At 63.5% G+C, this 20,203-nt stretch carries 13 protein-coding genes; 3 read left to right on the forward strand and 10 right to left on the reverse strand.

Annotated elements, in window-relative coordinates; genetic code table 11:
* Positions 1-74 precede the first annotated feature (74 nt).
* Positions 75-1,943: a TRAP transporter large permease subunit gene (locus tag AACH55_RS19675; RefSeq protein WP_338716326.1), complete on the reverse strand. Its 1,869-nt coding sequence runs from the start codon at positions 1,941-1,943 to the stop codon at positions 75-77.
* Between the two features lie 73 nt (positions 1,944-2,016).
* Positions 2,017-3,051, reverse strand: a complete 1,035-nt coding sequence (locus tag AACH55_RS19680; RefSeq protein ID WP_338716327.1) for a TRAP transporter substrate-binding protein — start codon at positions 3,049-3,051, stop codon at positions 2,017-2,019.
* A 702-nt stretch (positions 3,052-3,753) separates the two neighbouring features.
* Between AACH55_RS19680 and AACH55_RS19685 the strand changes: the two genes are divergently transcribed.
* Positions 3,754-4,935: an acetyl-CoA acetyltransferase gene (locus tag AACH55_RS19685; protein ID WP_338716328.1), complete on the forward strand. Its 1,182-nt coding sequence runs from the start codon at positions 3,754-3,756 to the stop codon at positions 4,933-4,935.
* A gap of 125 nt (positions 4,936-5,060) precedes the next feature.
* Positions 5,061-6,659, forward strand: a complete 1,599-nt coding sequence (locus AACH55_RS19690) for an acyl-CoA synthetase (RefSeq protein WP_338716329.1) — start codon at positions 5,061-5,063, stop codon at positions 6,657-6,659.
* Between the two features lie 221 nt (positions 6,660-6,880).
* Here AACH55_RS19690 and AACH55_RS19695 read toward each other — a convergent pair whose 3' ends face one another.
* The 7 genes from AACH55_RS19695 to AACH55_RS19725 all read right to left on the reverse strand — a co-directional run bounded on the left by AACH55_RS19695 (position 6,881) and on the right by AACH55_RS19725 (position 17,296).
* A complete protein-coding gene (locus AACH55_RS19695; RefSeq protein ID WP_338716330.1) occupies positions 6,881-8,176 on the reverse strand; it encodes a dicarboxylate/amino acid:cation symporter in 1,296 nt (431 codons plus the stop codon).
* Between the two features lie 343 nt (positions 8,177-8,519).
* Positions 8,520-10,646 carry a phospholipase C, phosphocholine-specific gene (locus AACH55_RS19700; RefSeq protein WP_338716331.1) on the reverse strand — a complete coding sequence of 709 codons (2,127 nt, stop codon included), beginning with the start codon at positions 10,644-10,646 and terminating at the stop codon, positions 8,520-8,522.
* A gap of 140 nt (positions 10,647-10,786) precedes the next feature.
* The gene (glcF, locus tag AACH55_RS19705; RefSeq protein ID WP_338716332.1) at positions 10,787-12,028 is read right to left on the reverse strand and encodes a glycolate oxidase subunit GlcF; all 1,242 of its coding nucleotides are present in this window, start codon (positions 12,026-12,028) and stop codon (positions 10,787-10,789) included.
* A gap of 24 nt (positions 12,029-12,052) precedes the next feature.
* Complete coding sequence (gene glcE, locus AACH55_RS19710; RefSeq protein WP_338716333.1) at positions 12,053-13,126, reverse strand: glycolate oxidase subunit GlcE; 1,074 nt, start codon at positions 13,124-13,126, stop codon at positions 12,053-12,055.
* Between the two features lie 2 nt (positions 13,127-13,128).
* Positions 13,129-14,616 (reverse strand): FAD-linked oxidase C-terminal domain-containing protein, encoded by a 1,488-nt coding sequence (locus tag AACH55_RS19715; RefSeq protein WP_338716334.1) that lies wholly within the window; start codon positions 14,614-14,616, stop codon positions 13,129-13,131.
* 248 nt (positions 14,617-14,864) lie between these two features.
* Entirely contained in the window at positions 14,865-15,755 is an 891-nt protein-coding gene (locus AACH55_RS19720; RefSeq protein WP_338716335.1) for a LysR substrate-binding domain-containing protein, read from the reverse strand.
* A 125-nt stretch (positions 15,756-15,880) separates the two neighbouring features.
* The gene (locus tag AACH55_RS19725; RefSeq protein WP_338716336.1) at positions 15,881-17,296 is read right to left on the reverse strand and encodes an FAD-linked oxidase C-terminal domain-containing protein; all 1,416 of its coding nucleotides are present in this window, start codon (positions 17,294-17,296) and stop codon (positions 15,881-15,883) included.
* A 314-nt stretch (positions 17,297-17,610) separates the two neighbouring features.
* Here AACH55_RS19725 and AACH55_RS19730 point away from each other — a divergent pair, with 314 nt between their 5' ends.
* Positions 17,611-18,165 carry a cob(I)yrinic acid a,c-diamide adenosyltransferase gene (locus tag AACH55_RS19730; protein ID WP_338716337.1) on the forward strand — a complete coding sequence of 185 codons (555 nt, stop codon included), beginning with the start codon at positions 17,611-17,613 and terminating at the stop codon, positions 18,163-18,165.
* 130 nt (positions 18,166-18,295) lie between these two features.
* Here the strand turns inward: AACH55_RS19730 and dxs are convergent, their stop codons facing one another.
* The gene (dxs, locus tag AACH55_RS19735; RefSeq protein WP_338716338.1) at positions 18,296-20,161 is read right to left on the reverse strand and encodes a 1-deoxy-D-xylulose-5-phosphate synthase; all 1,866 of its coding nucleotides are present in this window, start codon (positions 20,159-20,161) and stop codon (positions 18,296-18,298) included.
* Between the last annotated feature and the right edge of the window lie 42 nt (positions 20,162-20,203).

A 20,203-nucleotide genomic window follows, 5' to 3' on the forward strand; every position in this document is an offset into this window, starting at 1 on the left:
ACCGCCGTTTTTAATGCGTCGTTGGCAGGTCAATCATGGAAGCTCCCCGATCGCTCGCAAGACAAGTGACGGGTTCAAAGGAAACCGATGGAAATCCAGGGTACGAAGGCCACCACCAACAGCGCCACCACCAGCGCGGCGAGATAGCCCCAGACCCGGTTGAAGACGCCATCCGGCGAAACCTTGCCGATGGCGCAGGCGGCATAGAAGCCCACGCCAAAGGGCGGCGCGAACAGGCCGATGCCCATGGCCAGGATCACCACCATCGCATAGTGCACATCATGCACGCCCAGTGAACGCGCCACCGGGAACAGCAGCGGCCCGAACAGCACGATGGCGGGAATGCCTTCGAGCAGACTGCCCAACACGATGAAGATGACGATGGTGATCAGCAGGAAGCCGGCACCACCACCCGGCACACCCTGCATCAGCCCGACCAGCCTGGCCGAGAAGCCCGACTGCGTGAGCGCCCAGGCCATCGCGGTGGCCATGCCGATGATGAGCAGGATGGCGCCCGACAAGGCGGCCGATTCGACCAGCATCGGATAAAGGCGTCGGAAGTTCAGGTGCTGCATGAACAGATGCATGATCAGCCCGACCACCACGGTATAGGCCACACCGATGGTGGCCACTTCGGTCGCCGTGGCCACGCCCTCGATGACCGCGATGCGGATCAGCATGGGCAGCGCCAGCGCCGGAATGGCAGCGATCAGTGTCTTGAGGATCAGCGAGAGCGGCGCACGCTTGACCTCCGGCATCGGCTCGCGGCGCGCACGCATCCAGCACACGACCGCAATGGCGATGGTGGCAATGGCGGCCGGCATCAGGCCGCCGATGAAAAGCGCCGTGATCGATACGCTGCAGACCGCGCCGATGGTGATGAGCACCAGGCTAGGCGGAATGGTCTCGGTCATGGCACCGGAGGAGGACAGCAAGGCCACCAGTTCTTCCGGTTTGGAACCGCGTTTTTTCATCTCGGGGAACAGGGCCGGGGCAATGGCTGCCATGTCGGCCGCCTTGGAACCGGAGATACCCGACACCAGGAACATCGCGCCCAGCAGCACATATTGCAGGCCGCCGCGTACATGCCCCAGCAACGCCGCCATGAAGTCGATCAGGGTCTTGGCCAGACCCGACATTTCCAGCAGCGAGCCCAGCAGCACGAACAGTGGCACCGACAACAGAATCAGGCTGGACATGCCCTCATCCATGCGGCTGACCACGATCATCAGCGGCGCTGTGGTAGCCAGGGCGAGATAGGCCATGGTGGCGGTGCCGAAAGCAAACGCGATAGGAATGCCACCAGCCACGCACACGCCGATCAGCAATACGAAGAACACGATCAGGTTGTAATTGCCCATGCCCAGCAGCACGGGCCTGGTCAGCCACAGCGCGCCCGCGATCACGGCCACCACCGCCAATGCGGAGAGCAGCAGGCGCATCGTCGTCATGGCCGCCATGCGCGAGACAGCGGCCAGCAGCATCAGGATCGCGCCGACCGGCAAGGCTGCTGCGCGCAGGCCATCGGGAATTTCCAGTGCCGGTGTGGTGATGGGCATCTGTTCGACCGCGTGATCCACGGCCGGGTGGATCACCATCAGCACGAAGATGCAGACCACCAGCGCGGCCACGGTTTCGAGCCAGATGCGGCCCTTCTCCGAACACTTGTTGATGATCGCGGTCAGGCGCATGTGCTCGCCGCGATCCAGTGCCAGCACCGCGCCCAGCATCGAGAGCCAAATGAAGAGAATCGAGGCCAGTTCATCGGACCACACCAGCGGATCATGCAAGGCGTAGCGATAGATCACACCGGTCAGCAGCACCACGGTTTCGGCCAGCACCAGGGCCGCCGCCACGGCACCGACCACGTGCATCACCATGCGGTTCAGGGTGACCAGCGCGCGCGCAGCCGGGTTCATGCGGGCCGGGGCGCGGTAAGTCATTACAGCTTCCATCGTCAGGCTCCAGCGAAATTGAAGTCAGGCGGGAGAGTCAGCTCTCCCGCGTACGGACCGCTCAGGCCAGCTTGCCGGTGTACTTCTCCAGCAGCGCCCAGGGCTCGTCCCCGAACTTCTTCTTCCACTCGGCATAGAAGCCGGCCGCACGCAGCTTGGCGCGGAAGGATTCGGCATCGGCATTGTTGAAGGCCAGACCCTTGCCTTTCATTTCATCGACCAGCGAATCGTTGAGCTTGCGCACGTCGGCGCGCTGGTTCATGCCGGCCTCATTGATGAGGCGCGCCATCAGCTCCTGCAGATCCTTGGGCAGGCGCTCGAAGGACTTCTTGTTGCCGAGGAACCAGAAGCCATCCCACATGTGGTTGGTGATGGAACAGTATTTCTGCACCTCGTAGAGCTTGGCGGTGGAGATGATGGCCATAGGGTTTTCCTGGCCCTCCACGATTCTGGTCTGCAGGGCCGAATAGACTTCGGCGAAATTGATCGAGGTCGGCGCCGCGTCGAAGGCCTTGAACATCGAGGTCCACAAGGGGCTGGGCGGCACGCGCAGCTTCATGCCCTTGAGGTCGTCGGCGGTCTTGATGGGCTTGGTGCTGTTGGTGATCTGGCGATAGCCGTTGTCCCAGATCTTTTCAAAGGCGAAGAGCGTGGATTTGGCTTCGATCTGCTTGCGCACGTGCGCACCCAGCTCGCCATCCATGGCCGGCCAGACCTGGCTGTAATCCTTGAAGGCGAAGCCGATGCCGGAAATCTGCGCCGACGGCACCAGGGTGCCCAGGATCAGCGGCGAGAGCGTGAAGAAATCAATCGCACCGGCCCGCACCTGCGAGAGCATGTCGGTGTCCGTGCCCAGCTGGTTGTTGGGATAGAGCTGCAGTTCGATGCGCCCCTTGGATTGTTCCGCGATGGCGGCGGCCATTTCCTTGGCGCGCGCATTCATCGGATGAGTGACCGGCAGGTTGTTGGCGTACTTGAAGGTGAACTCGGCCGCATGGGCTGAGCTTGATACCAGGCCGGTAGCAGCAGCGGCCGAGGCCACCGAGGCGGTCTTCAGAAAATGGCGGCGCGTGAACTTCCCAGTGGATTGTTCCATCTGTTTTGTCTCCTGTTTGTCTGCTTATAGTTGGTTTTGCTGAATCCGGCGCAAGCTGGGCTGCTGGATCGGGCGTGCAGCTCCCTGTGCCGGGTTGTCAACATGCCTTGTGCGTCGAGAGAGCAAGTTGGATGCCAGGCATCCCTGCGGCATGGCCGCCTTCCTCCTCCTCATCCGCACTGCGCCTGTATTCTCTGCGATAAGGGCGGCACAGTACAAGCACGCAATCACCGTCGCAGGCATTTATTTACAGGCGGTGCGGCTGCGACACCTGTCGCATTGACTGTCGCAGGGATCGACACCTGTGCACGCTGCCCGCAGGCAACATCGGCTGCTGCGGCACGGTGATTTACGTTAACGTAAAGTACGTGCTATCTTCATGCAGTCGGTGGCCACGCCCTGCCCTTTCCGCTTGTTTCCTGCATGCCGGGAAAGACGGGGAGCGCCCGCCGCACACATCAGCACGCATCGACATCAACAACAAAGCGAGACCCGGCGCGGCTTGGCGCCGGCCCTCTCAGGAGACGGGCAAGATGCAGGCCGATGCCCACGCAAGGAACCGGCGCGACTGGCTTCATGAGGTCGTCACACGGGCGCCTGCGCGTGGCACCGAATTTGCATATTGCCTTTGTGTGAAACGTAGCAACTGCGGCAGCGACCGCGCTACATCTACCGCGTCTTACAAGGACACAAGGACACACCATGACTGTTTCTGCATCCTCACCCTGCATCACCGGCTGGCACCATTCCCAATTCGGCAAGCTCGACGGCATCGATCCGGAAGTGCTGATCGGCCAGGTCGCCAAGGCCGCCATCGAACATGCCGGGCTGCAACCGGAAGACATCGATTCGATCCACTTCGGCACCTTCAATGCCGGCTTCCTGTATCAGGATTTTCCTTCCTCGCTGGTCATGAACACGCTGCCGCAGCTGCGCTTCAAACCGGCCACGCGGCTGGAGAATGCCTGCGCTACCGGATCGGCGGCGATCCACTCCGGCCTGCAGGCGATCAGGGCCGGGCAATCGAAACACGTGCTGGTGATCGGCTTCGAAAAGATGACCGAACTGGCCACCGCGCAAGTGGGCGAGGTGTTGCTCAAGGCCTGTTACGCCAAGGAAGAAGCGGGCATTCCGGGCGGCTTTGCAGGAGTCTTCGGCAAGATCGCGCAGAGCTACTTCGAACGCTTCGGCGACCAGTCCGATGCGCTGGCGATGATCGCAGCCAAGAATCACAAGAACGGCATGGCCAATCCCTATGCCCACATGCGCAAGGATTTCGGCTACGAGTTCTGCCGCAACGTCTCCGACAAGAATCCGTATGTGGCCGGTCCGCTCAAGCGTACCGACTGCTCGCTCATCTCGGACGGCGCAGCCGCAGTGGTCATCAGCGCGGCCGAGGTGGCCCGCTCCATGCCGCGTGCGGTGCAGTTCCGTGCGGCGGTGCAGGTCAATGATTTCCTGCCGCTGTCGCGCCGCGATCCGACCCGCTTCGAAGCCGCAGGGCTGGCCTGGAAGAAGGCGCTGGGCCAGGCCAGTCTGAGCCTGGATGAGCTGTCGCTGGTGGAAACCCACGACTGCTTCACCGTGGCCGAGCTGCTGGAATACGAAGCCATGGGCCTGGCCCCGCACGGCCAGGGCGCGCGCGTGATCGCCGAGGGCATCACTGCCAGGGACGGCAAGCTGCCGGTCAATCCTTCCGGCGGCCTCAAGTCCAAGGGCCATCCGGTCGGGGCCACGGGCGTGTCGATGCACGTGATGGCGGCCATGCAGGCCGCCCATGATGCGGGCGACATGCAGATCGCCAATGCGCGCTACGCGGGCGTATTCAACATGGGCGGCGCGGGCGTGGCCAACTATGTGAGCATTCTGGAGCGTGTGAACTAAAAGAGCGGGTTCAGCATGGGCGCGCCGTCCTGCCGTTGGCAGACGGCGCGCGACATGAAACGATGTGCAAAAAAACAGGAAACGGCAACGCGCCCGTTTCCATAAAAAATCGGGACGAGTGAGACATGTTGAGCAAAGTCATGAACCTGGGCCGCCTGCTGTCGGACGTGGCGCGCCGCTTTCCGGACGAGCCGGGGCTGATCCTGGCACAGGGCCAGGCCGATGGCAGCGACCGCATCATTTGCTGGCGCGAGATCAACACGCGCGTGGATGCCCTGGCCCATGCCCTCACCCAACGCGGCGTGCAGAAGGGCGACAAGATGCTGGTCCACTCGCGCAACAACCAGCAGATCTTCGAAAGTGCCTGGGCCGCCTTCAAGATGGGCGTGGTCTGGGTGCCCACCAATTTCCGCATCACCCCGCCCGAGGCCGCCTATCTCGGCCAGTCCAGCGGCGCCTGCGTGATGCTGTATGACCGTGGCTTCGCGCACTATGTCGATGCCGTCAAGGCCGCTTCGCCAGTCCTCGAACACGTGATCGCCCTGGCCGATGCACGCGCAGGAGAACTGGATTACGAAGCGCTGGTGGCGGCCGGCGATGGCCGGCCCTTCCGCGAAACCGAGGTCGATTACGACGATCCGCTGTGGTTCTTCTACACCTCCGGCACCACCGGCCACCCGAAGGCGGGCATGCTCTCGCATGGGCAGATGGCCTTCGTGGTGACCAATCACCTGGCCGACCTGATGCCGGGTCTCACACATCAATCGCGTTCGCTGGTGGTGGCGCCGCTGTCGCACGGCGCGGGCGTGCATGCGATCGCCAATACGGCGCGCGGCGCGGCCAGTATCCTGCTCTCGTCCGAACGACTGGTGGTGGAAGAAGCCTGGCAACTGGTGGAAAAATACAAGGTGGACAATCTCTTCACGGTGCCCACCATCGTCAAGCTGCTGGTCGAGGATGAGGCGGTGGACCGCTACGATCATCGCTCGCTGAAGCACCTCATCTACGCCGGTGCACCCATGTATCGGGCCGATCAGGTTCATGCACTCAAGAAGCTGGGCAAGGTGCTGGTGCAGTATTACGGACTGGGTGAAGTGACGGGCAACATCACCTTCCTGCCACCCTACCTGCACTACGAGGATGACGCCCATCCGCAGGCGCGCGTCGGTACCTGCGGCATGCCGCGCACCGGCATGCAGATCGCCATCCTCAATGACGATGGCCAGGAACTGCCACCCTTCCAGACCGGTGAAATCTGCGTGCGCGGACCGGCTGTGTTCATGGGCTATCACAACAATCCCGAGGCCAATGCCAAAGCCTTCAGGCATGACTGGTTCCATACCGGCGACCTCGGGCATGTGGATGACGACGGCTTTCTCTACATCACCGGACGCTCGTCCGACATGTACATCTCGGGCGGTTCCAATGTCTATCCGCGCGAGATCGAGGAAGCCCTGCTCACGCACCCGGCCGTGTCCGAAGTGGCGGTGCTGGGCGTGCCCGATCCCAAGTGGGGCGAAAGCGGGCTGGCGGTGATCGTCTGCAAGGCCGGCCGGCAGGCCGACAGCGCAGCGCTGCTGGCGCATCTGGAGACGCGCATCGGCAAGTACAAATGGCCGCGCCGCTTCGTCTATTGGGATAGCATGCCCAAGTCGGGCTACGGCAAGATCGTCAAGAAGCAGATCAAGGCGCTGTTGGAAGAACAGGGCGAATATCACCTCTGAACCGAAGCGCCCAAGCTCCCCCGTTCGACCTGAGTAGGGCCGCAGGCCCGTATCGAAGGTAGCGCGCCATGGCTGCGCAACGGCATGCGCGCCTTCGATACGCGGCTGTGCCGCTACTCAGTGCGAACGGCACTTGCATCGCGGACCACAATGAAAAATGCCGCCGGGCGATGAACCGGGCGGCATTGCATGCGCTGCGAACTACAGAGCGATGAGCGATATCAGGCTTCGTTATGCAACGTCGCTTCGGCCTCATGTTCGATCTCGATTTCGGCGCGGGCCGCTTCTTCTTCGCTCATCAGACCGCCTTCCCACTTGGCCACCACGGCCGAGGCGATTGAGTTGCCCACCGCATTGGTGGCCGAGCGCCCCATGTCGAGGAAGGTATCGATACCCAGGATCACCAGCAGGCCCGCTTCCGGGATGTTGAACTGGTGCAGGGTCGCGGCGATCACCACGAGGGAAGCACGCGGCACACCGGCGATGCCCTTGGAGGTCAGCATCAGCACCAGCATCATGGTGATCTGGGTGGAGATGGGCATGTGGATGCCATACGCCTGGGCGATGAACAGCGTGGCAAAGGTGCAGTAGATCATCGAACCGTCGAGGTTGAAGGAATACCCCATCGGCATGACGAAGCTGGAAATCTTGCGCTTGACGCCAAAGCGGTCCAGCGCATCGAGCAGCTTGGGATAGGCCGCTTCCGAGCTGGCAGTGGCAAAGGCCAGCAGGAAGGCTTCCTTGATCAGGGCCAGCAGGTGGAAGATGCGCTTTTTCAGGAACACGAAGCCGACCGCGATCAGGATCACCCACAGCAGCACCAGCGAGAAGTAGAAGTCGCGCATGAAGACGGCAAAGCTGACCAGGATGTCCAGGCCATTGACGGCGACGGTCGCGGCCATGGCGGCGAACACGGCCACCGGCGCGAACTTCATCACGTAGACCGTGATCTTGAGCATGGTGTGCGACAGGTCGTCGATCACGGCCAGCAGGTTCTTGCCGCGCTCACCCAGCGCCGCCAGGGCGATGCCGAAGAACATGGAGAACACCACCACCTGCAGGATTTCATTCTGCGCCATGGCTTCCACGATGGATTTGGGTACCAGGTGGTTGAAGAATTCCTTGACCGTGAACTTGCTGGTGGCCAGGCCCGCACCGGCGGCATCCGGCGAAGGCAGCGCCACGCCGGCGCCCGGTTGCAGCAGGTTGGCCATGATCATGCCCAGCGCCAGCGACACCAGCGAGGCGATGAAGAACCAGCCCAGCGACTTGCCGAAGATGCGGCCCACCGACTTGGCGTCGCCCATGTGGGCGATGCCCACCACCAGGGTCGAGAACACCAGCGGTGCGATGACCATCTTGATCAGGCGCAGGAACAGGTCCGAGGCGATCGAGACGTAGCCGGCCAGCTCCTTGGCCTCATCCTTGCCGTAGTGATTGAAAATCAGATAGCCGACCAGAATGCCCAGCAGCATGGCTGCGAAAATGTAGGCGGCTTGTGGAATGCGTTTCTTCATGTGTTCTCCTGCCCTCGCTCGCCACCGGCACCAGGCACGGTGAGAGGACGATGATGTAAGGCTTGCGGACGGCGCCGGCCGGTACGGTGACAGGGGCGCCATGCTTCGGGATGGTCAGGAAGCGTCAGTTTCTGATGAGAAACTCTGACCGTTTTTTCCCGCCGTGCGGAAAAAAGGACGAAGCTTATTGACTTATGCCCTCCGCCGTCAAGCCGAAGGCAGCAAATCTGCCCCAAAAAGCAGCAAACCGACCACAGAAGCCGGAATGTGGCGACTTTGCCAATACTATTCTTGGTGAATTGTCAGCTTATTGTCAGCGGGCATTGGCGTTTCGGCGCGCGCTTCAGATGGCCGTGGTCACCGGCGCCATCGCCGCCGGATCGCTCATGCTGGGCTGGCCGGTTTCGAGGTGGCCCGCCAGGCGGCGCAGCCAGTGCGGCCAGCCGTCCACTTGCCATTGCAGGTCGTACCAGTGATGGCTGGCGGCCAGCGCCCAGGTGCTGCTCACACTCTGTCCCGCCGGCACCTGCAGGGTGCGCGGTGGCTGGCCGTAGGCCAGATCGGTGACGGTGGCCGTCAGCGCCGCCGGGCCGGGATTGAGGAGCCTGACCGTGAGCAGGCCCTGCGCCGCATCGTAATGGGTGCGCAGCTCGGGCTCATGCGGCCCGGACTGTGCCTGCACCTCTCCGGCAAAACGGCGGAAATAGCCGTTGGGTCCCCACACACTGAGCTGGTAGCGCCCTTCGGACGGCAACGCCCAGGTGTCGCTCAACTGCTTGCCGGCCTCCACCGTATAGCCGCGCGGGGCGCTGCCGCTGCTGCCGGGCACATCGGCATGGACCCAGAAATGCGCGCCCTGCTGGCCGGCGTTGTCGAAACTCAATTGATAGAGGCTGCCCTTGTGCTCGCCGTGGACATGCAGCACATACGGCAAGGCACAGGCAACACGCACGCCTGCTTCCTGCGGCGCAACCGACAGCCCGGCCTCGGGTTCGGGTGCGCTGACGGCAGTGGGGCGCTGGCATTGCAGGTCGGCCTGGGCGACGTAGCCGGTGGTATCGGGAAGGCGCGGCGTGGAGACATCGCGCCGGGTGAAATCCAGGGTCGAGGTCAGATCGCCACAGACCGCGCGCCGCCAGGGCGAGATATTGGGTTCGATCACGCCGAAACGCCGTTCGATGAATTGCAGCACCGAGGTGTGATCGAAGACCTGCGAATTGACGCGCCCGCCGCGCGACCACGGCGAGACCACGAACATGGGCACGCGCGGTCCCAGCCCGTAAGGCAACTGGTCGGCGCTGAACCGGCCCTGCTGCGTCGGGGTGACGTGGACGTGCCGCTCCAGGGCGATATCCACCGTACTCTTGCCGGAACCGGGCACGGTCGGTGCCTGCGGCGGAACGATGTGATCGAAGAAGCCATCGTTCTCGTCATACATGATGAAGAGCACGGTCTTGCTCCAGACCTCGGGATTGGCGGTGAGCGCGTCGAGAATGTCGGACAGGTAGCGCGCGCCATAGAGCGGCGTGTAATCGGGATGTTCGGAATAGACTGCAGGCGGCAACAGCCACGAGACCTGCGGCAGCCTGCCCTGCTCCACATCGTCCTTCAACTGCGCCACGGTGCGGGTACTCATGCCACGCGCATGCAACGAGGAACCGATGGGCGCGTGGACGAAGTTCTCGAAGCAGGCCAGCATGTTGGTGCCGTAGTTGCCGCTGAACTTGTCGAAGTCCGTGCCCTGCTGATAGACCTGCCACGAAATCCCGGCCTGCTCCAGCCGCTCGGGATAGGTGGTCCAGGTAAAGGGCGGCAGCTTGATGTCGCTGACCTGATTGTCGATGTAATCGGTATTGTCCAGCAGCGGCCCGCCGCCTGTGCCCAGCGGATCGACCATGCCGGTCATCAGATACATGCGGTTGGGATGGGTGTTGCCGGGGATGGAACAGAAATACTGGTCGCAGATGGTAAAGGCATCGGCCAGGGCATAGTGGAAGGGAATGTCCTCGCGCACGTGATAGCCCATGCACAGGTTGCCCTTCTGCTGCGCCCACTGGTCGGCGCGTCCGCCGTTGATGGCACCCTGCGTGGTGGCCCAGGTGTGCGGCAGGCTGCGCACGCACTGGGCATTGATGGCCGGATCGGTAGTGTCGTAACGGAACGGGGCGATCAGCGATTGCGGCGCATCCTTGCGCGGCTGGAACCAGACCGGATGGCCGTTGGGCAGCGTCACCGGAAAGCGGTCGTTGTAGCCGCGCACGCCCGAGAGATGCCCGAGGTAGTGGTCGAAGGAGCGGTTTTCCTGCATGAAGACCACGATGTGCCCGACATCCTCGATGCTGCCCGTGCGCACCTGGGGCGCAATGGCCAGCGCCTTGCGGATCGAGGCCGGCAACAGCGCCGCTGCACTGGCAGCGCCTGCCACATTGGCCGATATCCTTAGAAAATCGCGTCGGCTGGTTCCGCCCATGATCCTGCTCCTCGTGCGGGCAGCCAGGCAGGACAAGCCTTATCGGACTTTACCTGACAGCACCGGTTGTTTAGGTCGAGGCGAAAGTCTAAGTTTTTGAACTGACAGGACGATGACATCAGAATGTCATCTCCGCAACACTATGCCTGTTGCAGGGCGCTATCCAGCAATTCGATCCAGTGCCGCACCGGGGTATCGGTACCGGATTGCAGATGCGTGACGCACCCGATGTTGCCGGTGACGATCATGTCGGGATCGGTGGCCTGCAGCTTGCCGAGCTTGTTGTCGCGCAGGCGGTAGGACAGTTCCGGTTGCAGCACCGAATAGGTACCGGCCGAGCCGCAGCAGAGATGGCTGTCGGTGCACAGGTGGACGTCCACGCCGGCCGCGCGCAGGATGGCTTCGACCTTGCCGCGGATCTTCTGGCCGTGCTGCAGGGTGCAGGGCGGATGGTAGGCCACGCGCTTGCCGTTGAAATCCTTGAGCTTGTGCTGCAGTTGCTGCTCGAACTCGGGCAGGATCTCGCTGATGTCGCGCGTCATGTGGGAGATGCGGCGCGCCTTCTCGGCATAGTCGGGATCGTGTTGCAGCAGGTGGCCGTATTCCTTGACGGTGACGCCGCAGCCTGAGGCATTCATGACGATGGTGTCGGCCTTGATGCCATCGCGGCCTTCGATGTAGGGCCACCAGGCATCGATGTTGCGACGCATGTCGTCCAGGCCGCCGTCCTGGTCATTCATGTGGTAGCGGATGGCGCCGCAGCAGCCGGCCTTGGGCGGCGCGAACAATTGCACGCCCAGCGCATCGAGCACGCGCGCCGTGGCACTGTTGATGTTGGGTGCCATCGAGGGCTGCACGCAACCTTCGAGGAACAGCATCTGGCGTGCATGCGTGCGCGTGGGCCAGGTGCCGGCCTCCTGACGCGGCGGCACCTTGTTCTGCAACAGCTTGGGCAACAGCGGGCGCACCATCTGCCCCGCCTTCATGGCCGGACGGAAGATCCACTTGCGCGGCACGAGTTCCTTCAACGCAGTGCGCATGAGGCGCTGGCCGAAGGGACGCGGCACCTGCTCTTCCACCACCTTGCGGCCGATGTCGACCAGGCTTCCATACTGCACGCCGGAAGGACAAGTGGATTCGCAGTTGCGGCAGGTCAGGCAGCGGTCCAGGTGCGATTGCGTGGCGGCCGTGGCGGGCTTGCCTTCGAGCACCTGCTTGATGAGATAGATGCGGCCACGCGGCCCATCCAGTTCATCGCCCAGCAGTTGATAGGTGGGACAGGTGGCGGTACAGAAACCGCAATGCACGCAGGAACGCAGGATGCTGTCGGCTTCCTCGCCGGCCTGGGTGTTGCGGATGAAATCGGCTAAGTTGGTCTGCATGATGATCGCTGGCGGGAGAGGCGCTTACAGGCTGGCGTACAGGCGGCCGGGATTGAAGATGCCCTGCGGGTCGAATTGCTGCTTGAGGCGGCGATGGATCGCTTCCACTGCCGGCTGCAGGGGATGGAAGACGCCGATGGCCTTGTCGCCACCGCGATGCAGGCTGGCGTGGCCGCCCACGGCCAGTGCGGCGGCACGGATGGTGACGGCATCCACATGGCCCTGCGGACGCAGCCAGCGCTGTGCCCCGCCCCACTCGATCAGCTGGCGGCCCGGCAGGTCGACGGGCGGGGCCACCGACGGCAGGGACAGACGCCACAGCGGTGCCTGCGGGTCGGCGAAGAAAGGATGGGTCTGCTCGCGCAGGTCGGTCCAGAAATCTTCAGGATTGCTCAACTCGGTGCCGCCCAGCTTTGCAATCGCTGAATCAACGGCAGCCTGTGCACCCGACAGGCGGATCGTGAGCACATTGCCGACCCAGGCGCTGGCCACCAGCGGCAAGGGTTGGCCGGCACACTGGTTCAACAGGCGCAGCGCGCCTTCCTGGTTGATCTCGAAGACGCGCGTGCTGCTGGCGACCGGGCGCGGCAAGACCTTCAGCGACACCTGCAGGATCAGTCCCAGCGTACCCAGCGAACCGGCCAGGAGGCGCGAGATGTCATAGCCGGCGACGTTCTTCATGACCTGTCCGCCGAAGTGCAGTTGCTCACCTTGCGCATCCATCAGCACGGCGCCCAGCACGAAGTCGCGCACGGCCCCGGCGCTGGCGCGCGACGGACCGGAGAGGCCGGCCGCGACCATGCCGCCGACAGTGGCGGCACCGCCGAAACGCGGTGGCTCCCAGGCCAGCATCTGATTGTGCGCGGCCAGTGCCGCGTCGATCTCGGCCAGCGGCGTGCCGCAGCGGGCGGTGATGACCAGCTCGGTCGGTTCATAGTCGATGATGCCGCTGTAGGGGCGCGTGTCCAGCAGATCACCGGAGGGCACTTGTCCGTACCAGTCCTTGGTGCCGCCGCCGCGGATCTGCAGGGCGCGCCCGGAGAGAATGCGTTCGCGGAAGGAGGCCAGCACGGCCTCCATGTCTTGTTGTGCTTGCATGGTCAGAATCTCGGCAGATCGGGGAAGCGCAGCTGGCCGCGCTGCACGTGCATCTTGCCGTACTCGGCACAGCGATGCAGGGTGGGAATGGCTTTATCAGGATTGAGCAGGAAGGCCGGATCGAAGGCGCGCTTCAACTTGAAGAAAGCCTCGCGCTCGGCCGGCGAAAACTGCACGCACATGGAGTTGATCTTCTCGATGCCCACGCCGTGTTCACCGGTGATGGTGCCGCCCACTTCCACGCACAGCTCCAGGATTTCGGCACCGAACAGTTCGGCGCGGTGGAATTCGTCGGCGAGGTTGGCATCGAAAAGGATCAGCGGATGCAGGTTGCCGTCGCCCGCATGGAACACGTTGGCGCAGCGCAGGCCGTATTTCTTTTCCATCTCGGCGATGCCCAGCAACACGTCGGCCAGCTTCTTGCGCGGGATGGTGCCATCCATGCAGTAGTAGTCGGGCGAGATGCGGCCTGCTGCCGGGAAGGCATTCTTGCGGCCGGACCAGAAACGCAAGCGCTCGGCTTCGCTCTGCGAGCAGGCGATGGCGGTGGCGCCGCTGGCGTTGAGCACATCGGTCATGCGGCCGATTTCTTCTTCCACTTCTTCCACGGTGCCGTCGGATTCGCACAGCAGGATGGCTTCGGCATCGATGTCATAGCCGGCCTTGACGAAGGGCTCGACCATGCGCGAGCTGGTCTTGTCCATCATCTCCAATCCGGCCGGGATGATGCCGGCCGCGATCACGTTGGCCACCGCATTGCCGCCCTTCACAACGTCATCGAAGGACGCCATGATCACGCGCGCCGCCTGCGGCTTGGGCACCAGCTTGACGGTGACTTCGGTGACCACGCCCAGCATGCCTTCGGAACCGATGAAGACGGCCAGCAGGTCCAGGCCCGGCGCATCCAGGGCGCCGCTGCCCAGTTCGACCACCTCGCCTTCGATGCTGACCATGCGCACGCGCAGCACGTTATGCACGGTCAGACCGTATTTCAGGCAGTGCACGCCGCCGGAATTCTCGGCCACGTTGCCGCCGATGGAACAGGCGATCTGCGAAGACGGGTCCGGCGCGTAATACAGGCCGTGCGGGGCCGCCGCTTCGGAGATGGCCAGGTTGCGCACGCCGGGCTGGACCACGGCGGTGCGCGAATATTTGTCCATCTTGAGGATCTGGTTGAACTTGGCCGTGGAGAGCACCACGCCATCGGCAATCGGCATGGCACCACCGGAGAGGCCGGTGCCGGCACCGCGCGGCACGATCGGCACCTGCAGGGCATGGCAGGTCTTCATGACGGCGATGACCTGGGCCTCGTTCTCGGGCAGCACCACCACCATGGGCAGCTGGCGATAGGCGGCCAGGCCGTCGCATTCGTAGGGGCGGGTGTCTTCCTCGTCGGACAGCACGCAGTGCGCGGGCACGGCCCGGCGCAGGGCATCGACGACTTCGCGCTGGCGGGCCGGCGCAAAGGACGGTTGGGCGGGAGCATTCATGCTGGACCTCGGCGGTAAGCTAGGCAGGCGTGGGAAGTGGACGCCCCTCTCTGTGCGTCCGGTATTGCAGCTCACGCTGTCTCGTTTGTTGTCAGCCCGCGTCAGACGGGCTTTTTCAGTCCGACAAGTGTAACGAATTTTGCCCGCCTGCACGGCGCCGTGTTGCCTGCTGCCCCGCTGAAAAGAATTACCGGCCGCCGTGAATTATTTTCAGGGCGGCCGGATGGGGCGGGCGATGCAAAGCTGCGTCAGAGGCTGCGGAAGGCGTTCTGCATCCAGTTGATGAAGGTATCGACCTCGGGCCGCTCGCGCACGGCGCGCTCGTAGACCACGTAGTAGGCGTGCGGCGGGGTGCGCAGGCGCACGTCGAACAGCTCCACGATCTCGCCCCGGGCCAGCAGTTCTTCAGCGAAATGCTGGCGCGTCAGGCCGATGCCGTAACCGTGGCGCACCGCTTCCAGCAGCAGGCCGAGATCGTCCACGCGCAAACCCGACGAAGGTTCCACCCAGTCCTTCAGGCCCGCCGCCTCGAACCAGGGTTGCCACGGCTCCAGCGCCGAACGCAGCAGGGTGGCGTGCTGCAGGTCGCCGGGCGACTTCATCGGCGGCAGGGTCTTCAGGTAGGCGGGGCTGGCCACAGCGAAGGCCGGTTCCTCGAACAGCTTCTCGGTGATGATGTTGGGATAGTTGCCGGCGCCGAAGCGGATCTCGACATCACTCTCCGACAGGGACAGGTCATACAGCGGCACCGAGAGATACAGCTCGACCACGATCTCCGGATGGCGCTGGGTGAAGTCGGCAATGCGCGGCATCAACAGGTGGCGCGCAAAGGTCGGCGGCAACATCACCTTGATCTTGGGTTGCATGGCGGCATTGCGATGCGGCATGGGGAAATCGGTCAGCGTGCGCAAGGCGCTGCGCACCACGTCCAGATAGCGGCGGCCGAATTCGGACAGGCCGATGGAGCGGCCGTCGCGATAGAACAGGCGCTCGCCCACGAACTCTTCCAGCAGACGGATACGGTGCGACAGCGCCGAGGGGGTGATGCACAGTTCCTCGGCGGCAATCGCGAACGAATTGTGACGGGCTGCCGCCTCGAAGGCGGACAGGGCATGGACGGGGGGAAGGCGGGTGGCCATGGATGGTGGATTCCTGCTGCGGTTCAAGCAAACCTGATGAAAACTAATATTGTGTTGCCGAAAAACTAAAAGGCCAGTCGCTTAAAACTAAGTTTTTCACTCCTGGCCCGCGAGATACATCGACCTCACTGCTCCCAGCGCAGGATCTTGCCGGGGTTCATGATGTTCTTCGGGTCCAGCGCATGCTTGATGGCGCGCATGACGGCAATGGCGCCCTCGCCATGTTCCTGGATCAGGAAATCCATCTTGTGCAGGCCCACGCCATGCTCGCCGGTGCAGGTACCATCCATGCCCAGAGCACGCGCCACCATGCGGGCGTTGACCCCTTCGGCGCGGGCGATGTCGGCGGGGTCGTTGGGGTCCACCATCATCTGCACGTGGAAGTTGCCATCGCCGACGTGACCGATGATGGCGTGGATCAGGCCCTGCTCTTCGCAGTCGGCCTTGGTGGCCAGCACGCATTCGGCCAGGCGCGAGATCGGCACGCAGCAGTCGGTGGAAATCGCGCGCGCACCGGGGCGCATTTGCAGCAGCGCAAAGTAGGCGTTGTGACGGGCGGTCCACAGGCGGGTGCGGTCTTCGGGACGGGTGGCCCATTCGAAACCGAGCGCATGGAATTCCCTGGCGATGTCCTGCACCAGCTCGGCCTGTTCCTTGACGCCATTCTCGCTGCCGTGGAATTCGAACAGCAGCAGCGGATTGACCGGCAGGCTCAGCTTGTCGTGGGCATTGATGGCGCGCACGCCGTTTTCATCGAGCAGCTCCACACGCGCCAGCGGCACGCCCATCTGGATGGTCTGGATGACGGTATTGACGGCATCGGCCACGGTGGGGAAGGAGCAGATCGCCGCCGAGATCGCTTCAGGCTGCGGATACAGGCGCACGGTCACTTCGGTGATGATGCCCAGCGTGCCTTCGCTGCCCACGTACACGCGGGTGAGGTCATAGCCGGCCGAGGATTTCTTGGCGCGGGTGCCGGTCTTGATGATCTCGCCCTGGGCCGTGACCACGGTCAGGGTCAGGGTGTTTTCCTTCATCGTGCCGTAGCGCACGGCATTGGTACCGGAAGCGCGGGTCGAGGCCATGCCGCCCAGCGAGGCATCGGCACCGGGATCGATGGGGAAGAAGAGACCCGTGTCCTTGATCTCCTGATTCAGCTGCTTGCGGGTGACGCCGGCCTGGACAGTGGCGGTCAGGTCTTCGGCGTTGACGGCCAGCACCTGGTTCATCTGCGACAGATCCACCGTCACGCCACCCTGCAGGGCCAGCACGTGACCTTCCAGCGAAGTGCCGGCACCATAGGGAATGATAGGGGTATCGTACTGGCTGCACAGCTTGACGAAGGCGGCCACTTCCTCGGTGCTGCGGGCGAAGACCACGGCGTCCGGCAGCATGGGATCGTAGGAGGATTCGTCACGGCCATGATGCTCGCGCATGGCCAGGGTGGTGGAGCAGCGCTCGCCGAAGAGGGCCTTGAGCTCGTCGAGCAGGGCCTGGGGAACGGGGCGTTTCAGTTTCCGGGCATCAACTAGGTGATTCATGCAGGTTCTCTCAGGGGTCTCGTGTCTCGTGTCTCGGTTCTTGTTATGGTCGCATGCAGAAAAAGATGCAGGGCCCGCGCAGCGGCATCCCCTGCCGCTGAAGTGGACTGACCACGCATTCAGGCGATGAATTTTACTCTCTTGCGGGCCGGAGTTTGCGCAAATGTCCCTGCCCAGGCAGCCCGGCAGGACAAATCCAGCGAATTGTTTACACGATTTTTCCGCCGCATGCGGCACGGCTCGCATCGGGCGGGAAGCGCTTGCCTTGCACGGGCCTTGCGCTTAAGCTGCCCCCGGATCAACAAGGAGCAATGATGGGCAACCGACTTTCCAAGATCGCCACCCGTACCGGCGACGACGGCAGCACCGGCCTGGGCGATGGTAGCCGCGTGGGCAAGGACAACCTGCGCATCCAGGCGCTGGGCGACGTGGATGAACTGAATTCGCAGCTGGGCCTGCTGCTGTGCGAGACCCTGCCGGCGGCGCTGCGCGAGGAGCTGGTCTCGATCCAGCATGACCTGTTCGACCTGGGCGGGGAGCTTTGCATTCCGGGTTATGTGGTGCTGGCCGATGCCCATCTGGCGCGGCTCGATGCCCTGCTGGAAAAGTACAACGCCACCCTGCCCCCGCTGAAGGAATTCATCCTGCCGGGCGGCTCGCGTACTGCCGCGCTGGCGCACGTATGCCGCACCGTGTGCCGCCGCGCCGAGCGCAGCGTGGTGATGCTGGAGAAGGCCGAGGCGGGAGTGAATGCACCGGCGCGGCAATATCTGAACCGGCTTTCGGACCTGTGCTTCGTGCTGGCGCGGGTGCTCAACCGTGAAGCAGGCGGACAGGATGTGTTGTGGCAGAAGGGGCGGGAACGCTGATTGCCCTTTTCTGCGCAGAGAAACGAAACGCCCCGCGGGAAACCGGCGGGGCGTTTCGTTTACTTAGTTTTCTCCCCGGATTTTCTTAGTTTCAGCGCTGCAAAAACTAAGTCCCGGGAATCTGTATCGATCAGGCGTTGTTGACCACCAGCTTGGGCTGATCCTTGCCAAAGCGCTGGGCGATGGACTGGGCGATGCCCTGGGCATCCAGTCCGCACTGCGCCAGCAGTTGCGCCGCATCGCCATGATCGATGAAGCGGTCCGGCAGGCCCAGGTGCAGCACCGGCTTGTCGATGCCGGCTGCGGCCAATGCCTCCGAGACGGCCGCGCCGGCGCCGCCCATGATGCAGCCCTCTTCCACCGTCACCAGCGCATCGTGCGAGGCGGCCAGCTGCTTGACCAGTTCCACATCCAGCGGCTTGATGAAGCGCATGTTGGCGACCGTGGCATTGAGCTTGTCGCCCGCCCCCAGGGCCGGCGCCAGCAGGCTGCCGAAGGCCAGGATGGCCACGCCCTTGCCCTGGCGGCGGATTTCACCCTTGCCCAGCGGCAGGGTTTCCAGGGTCTTGTCCACTGCCGCGCCGATGCCGGCACCGCGCGGATAGCGCACCGAAGCCGGGCCGGGATACTGATAGGCGGTGGAGAGCATCTTGCGGCACTCATCCTCATCGGAGGCGGCCATCACCACCATGTTGGGAATGCAGCGCAGGAAGGCCAGATCGTAATTGCCCGCGTGGGTGGCACCATCGGCACCGACCAGGCCGGCGCGGTCCAGCGCGAAGGTCACGTCCAGATTCTGCAGGGCCACGTCGTGGATCAGCTGATCGTAGGCGCGCTGCAGGAAGGTCGAGTAAATCGCCACCACCGGCTTCATGCCCTCGCAGGCCATGCCGGCGGCGAAGGTGACGGCGTGCTGTTCGGCGATGCCCACATCGTAGTAGCGATTGGGGAATTTCTTTTCAAAGCCCACCATGCCCGAGCCCTCGCGCATGGCGGGGGTGATGCCGACCAGCCTGTCATCGGCGGCGGCCATGTCGCACAGCCATTCGCCGAAGACCTGGGTGTAAGTCAGCTTGCCGCCCGCGCTGGGCTTGATGCCTTCGCTGGGGTTGAACTTGCCGGGGCCGTGGTACAGCACCGGATCGGCCTCGGCCAGCTTGTAGCCTTGTCCCTTCTTGGTGACCACGTGCAGGAACTGCGGCCCCTTCAGGTTCTTCAGGTTCTGCAGCGTGGGAATCAGCGAATCGAGGTCATGGCCATCGATGGGGCCGATGTAGTTGAAGCCGAATTCCTCGAACATGGTGGCCGGGACCACCATGCCCTTGGCATGTTCTTCCAGGCGCTTGGCCAGTTCCAGCACGGGGCCAGGGAGCACCGACTTGCCTACGTCACGCGCCGTGGCGTAGAACTTGCCCGACATCAGGCGTGCCAGGTAGCGGTTGAGCGCACCCACCGGCGGCGAGATCGACATGTCGTTGTCGTTGAGGATCACCAGCAGGTTGATGTCCTCATGCACGCCCGCATTGTTGAGCGCTTCGAAGGCCATGCCGGCAGTCATGGCGCCGTCGCCGATGACGGCAATCGCATGCCGGTCCGAGCCCTGCGTCTTCGCGGCCAGGGCCATGCCCAGCGCAGCCGAGATCGAGGTCGAGGAATGCGCGGTGCCGAAGGTGTCGTATTGGCTTTCGATGCGGCGCGGGAAGCCGGAGATGCCTTCTTGCTGGCGCAGCGTGGCCATGCGTTCGCGCCGGCCGGTGAGGATCTTGTGCGGATAGGTCTGATGGCCCACATCCCAGACGATGCGGTCTTCGGGAGTGTTGAAGACGTAATGCAGCGCGATGGTCAGCTCGACCGTGCCCAGGTTGGAGGACAAATGGCCCCCGGTCTTGGACACCGAGTCCAGCAGGAAACCGCGCAGCTCTTCAGCCAGCGGCTTCAATTGATGGCGGGACAGGCGGCGCAGGTCGGCCGGGTCGTTGATGGTAGTGAGGAGCATCTGTTCTTACCGTGTTGGGGTCTGAGGGCCGCGCCTGGCACA

The sequence above is a fragment of the Herbaspirillum sp. DW155 genome, from assembly GCF_037076565.1.
Classification (GTDB): Bacteria; Pseudomonadota; Gammaproteobacteria; order Burkholderiales; family Burkholderiaceae_D; genus Herbaspirillum.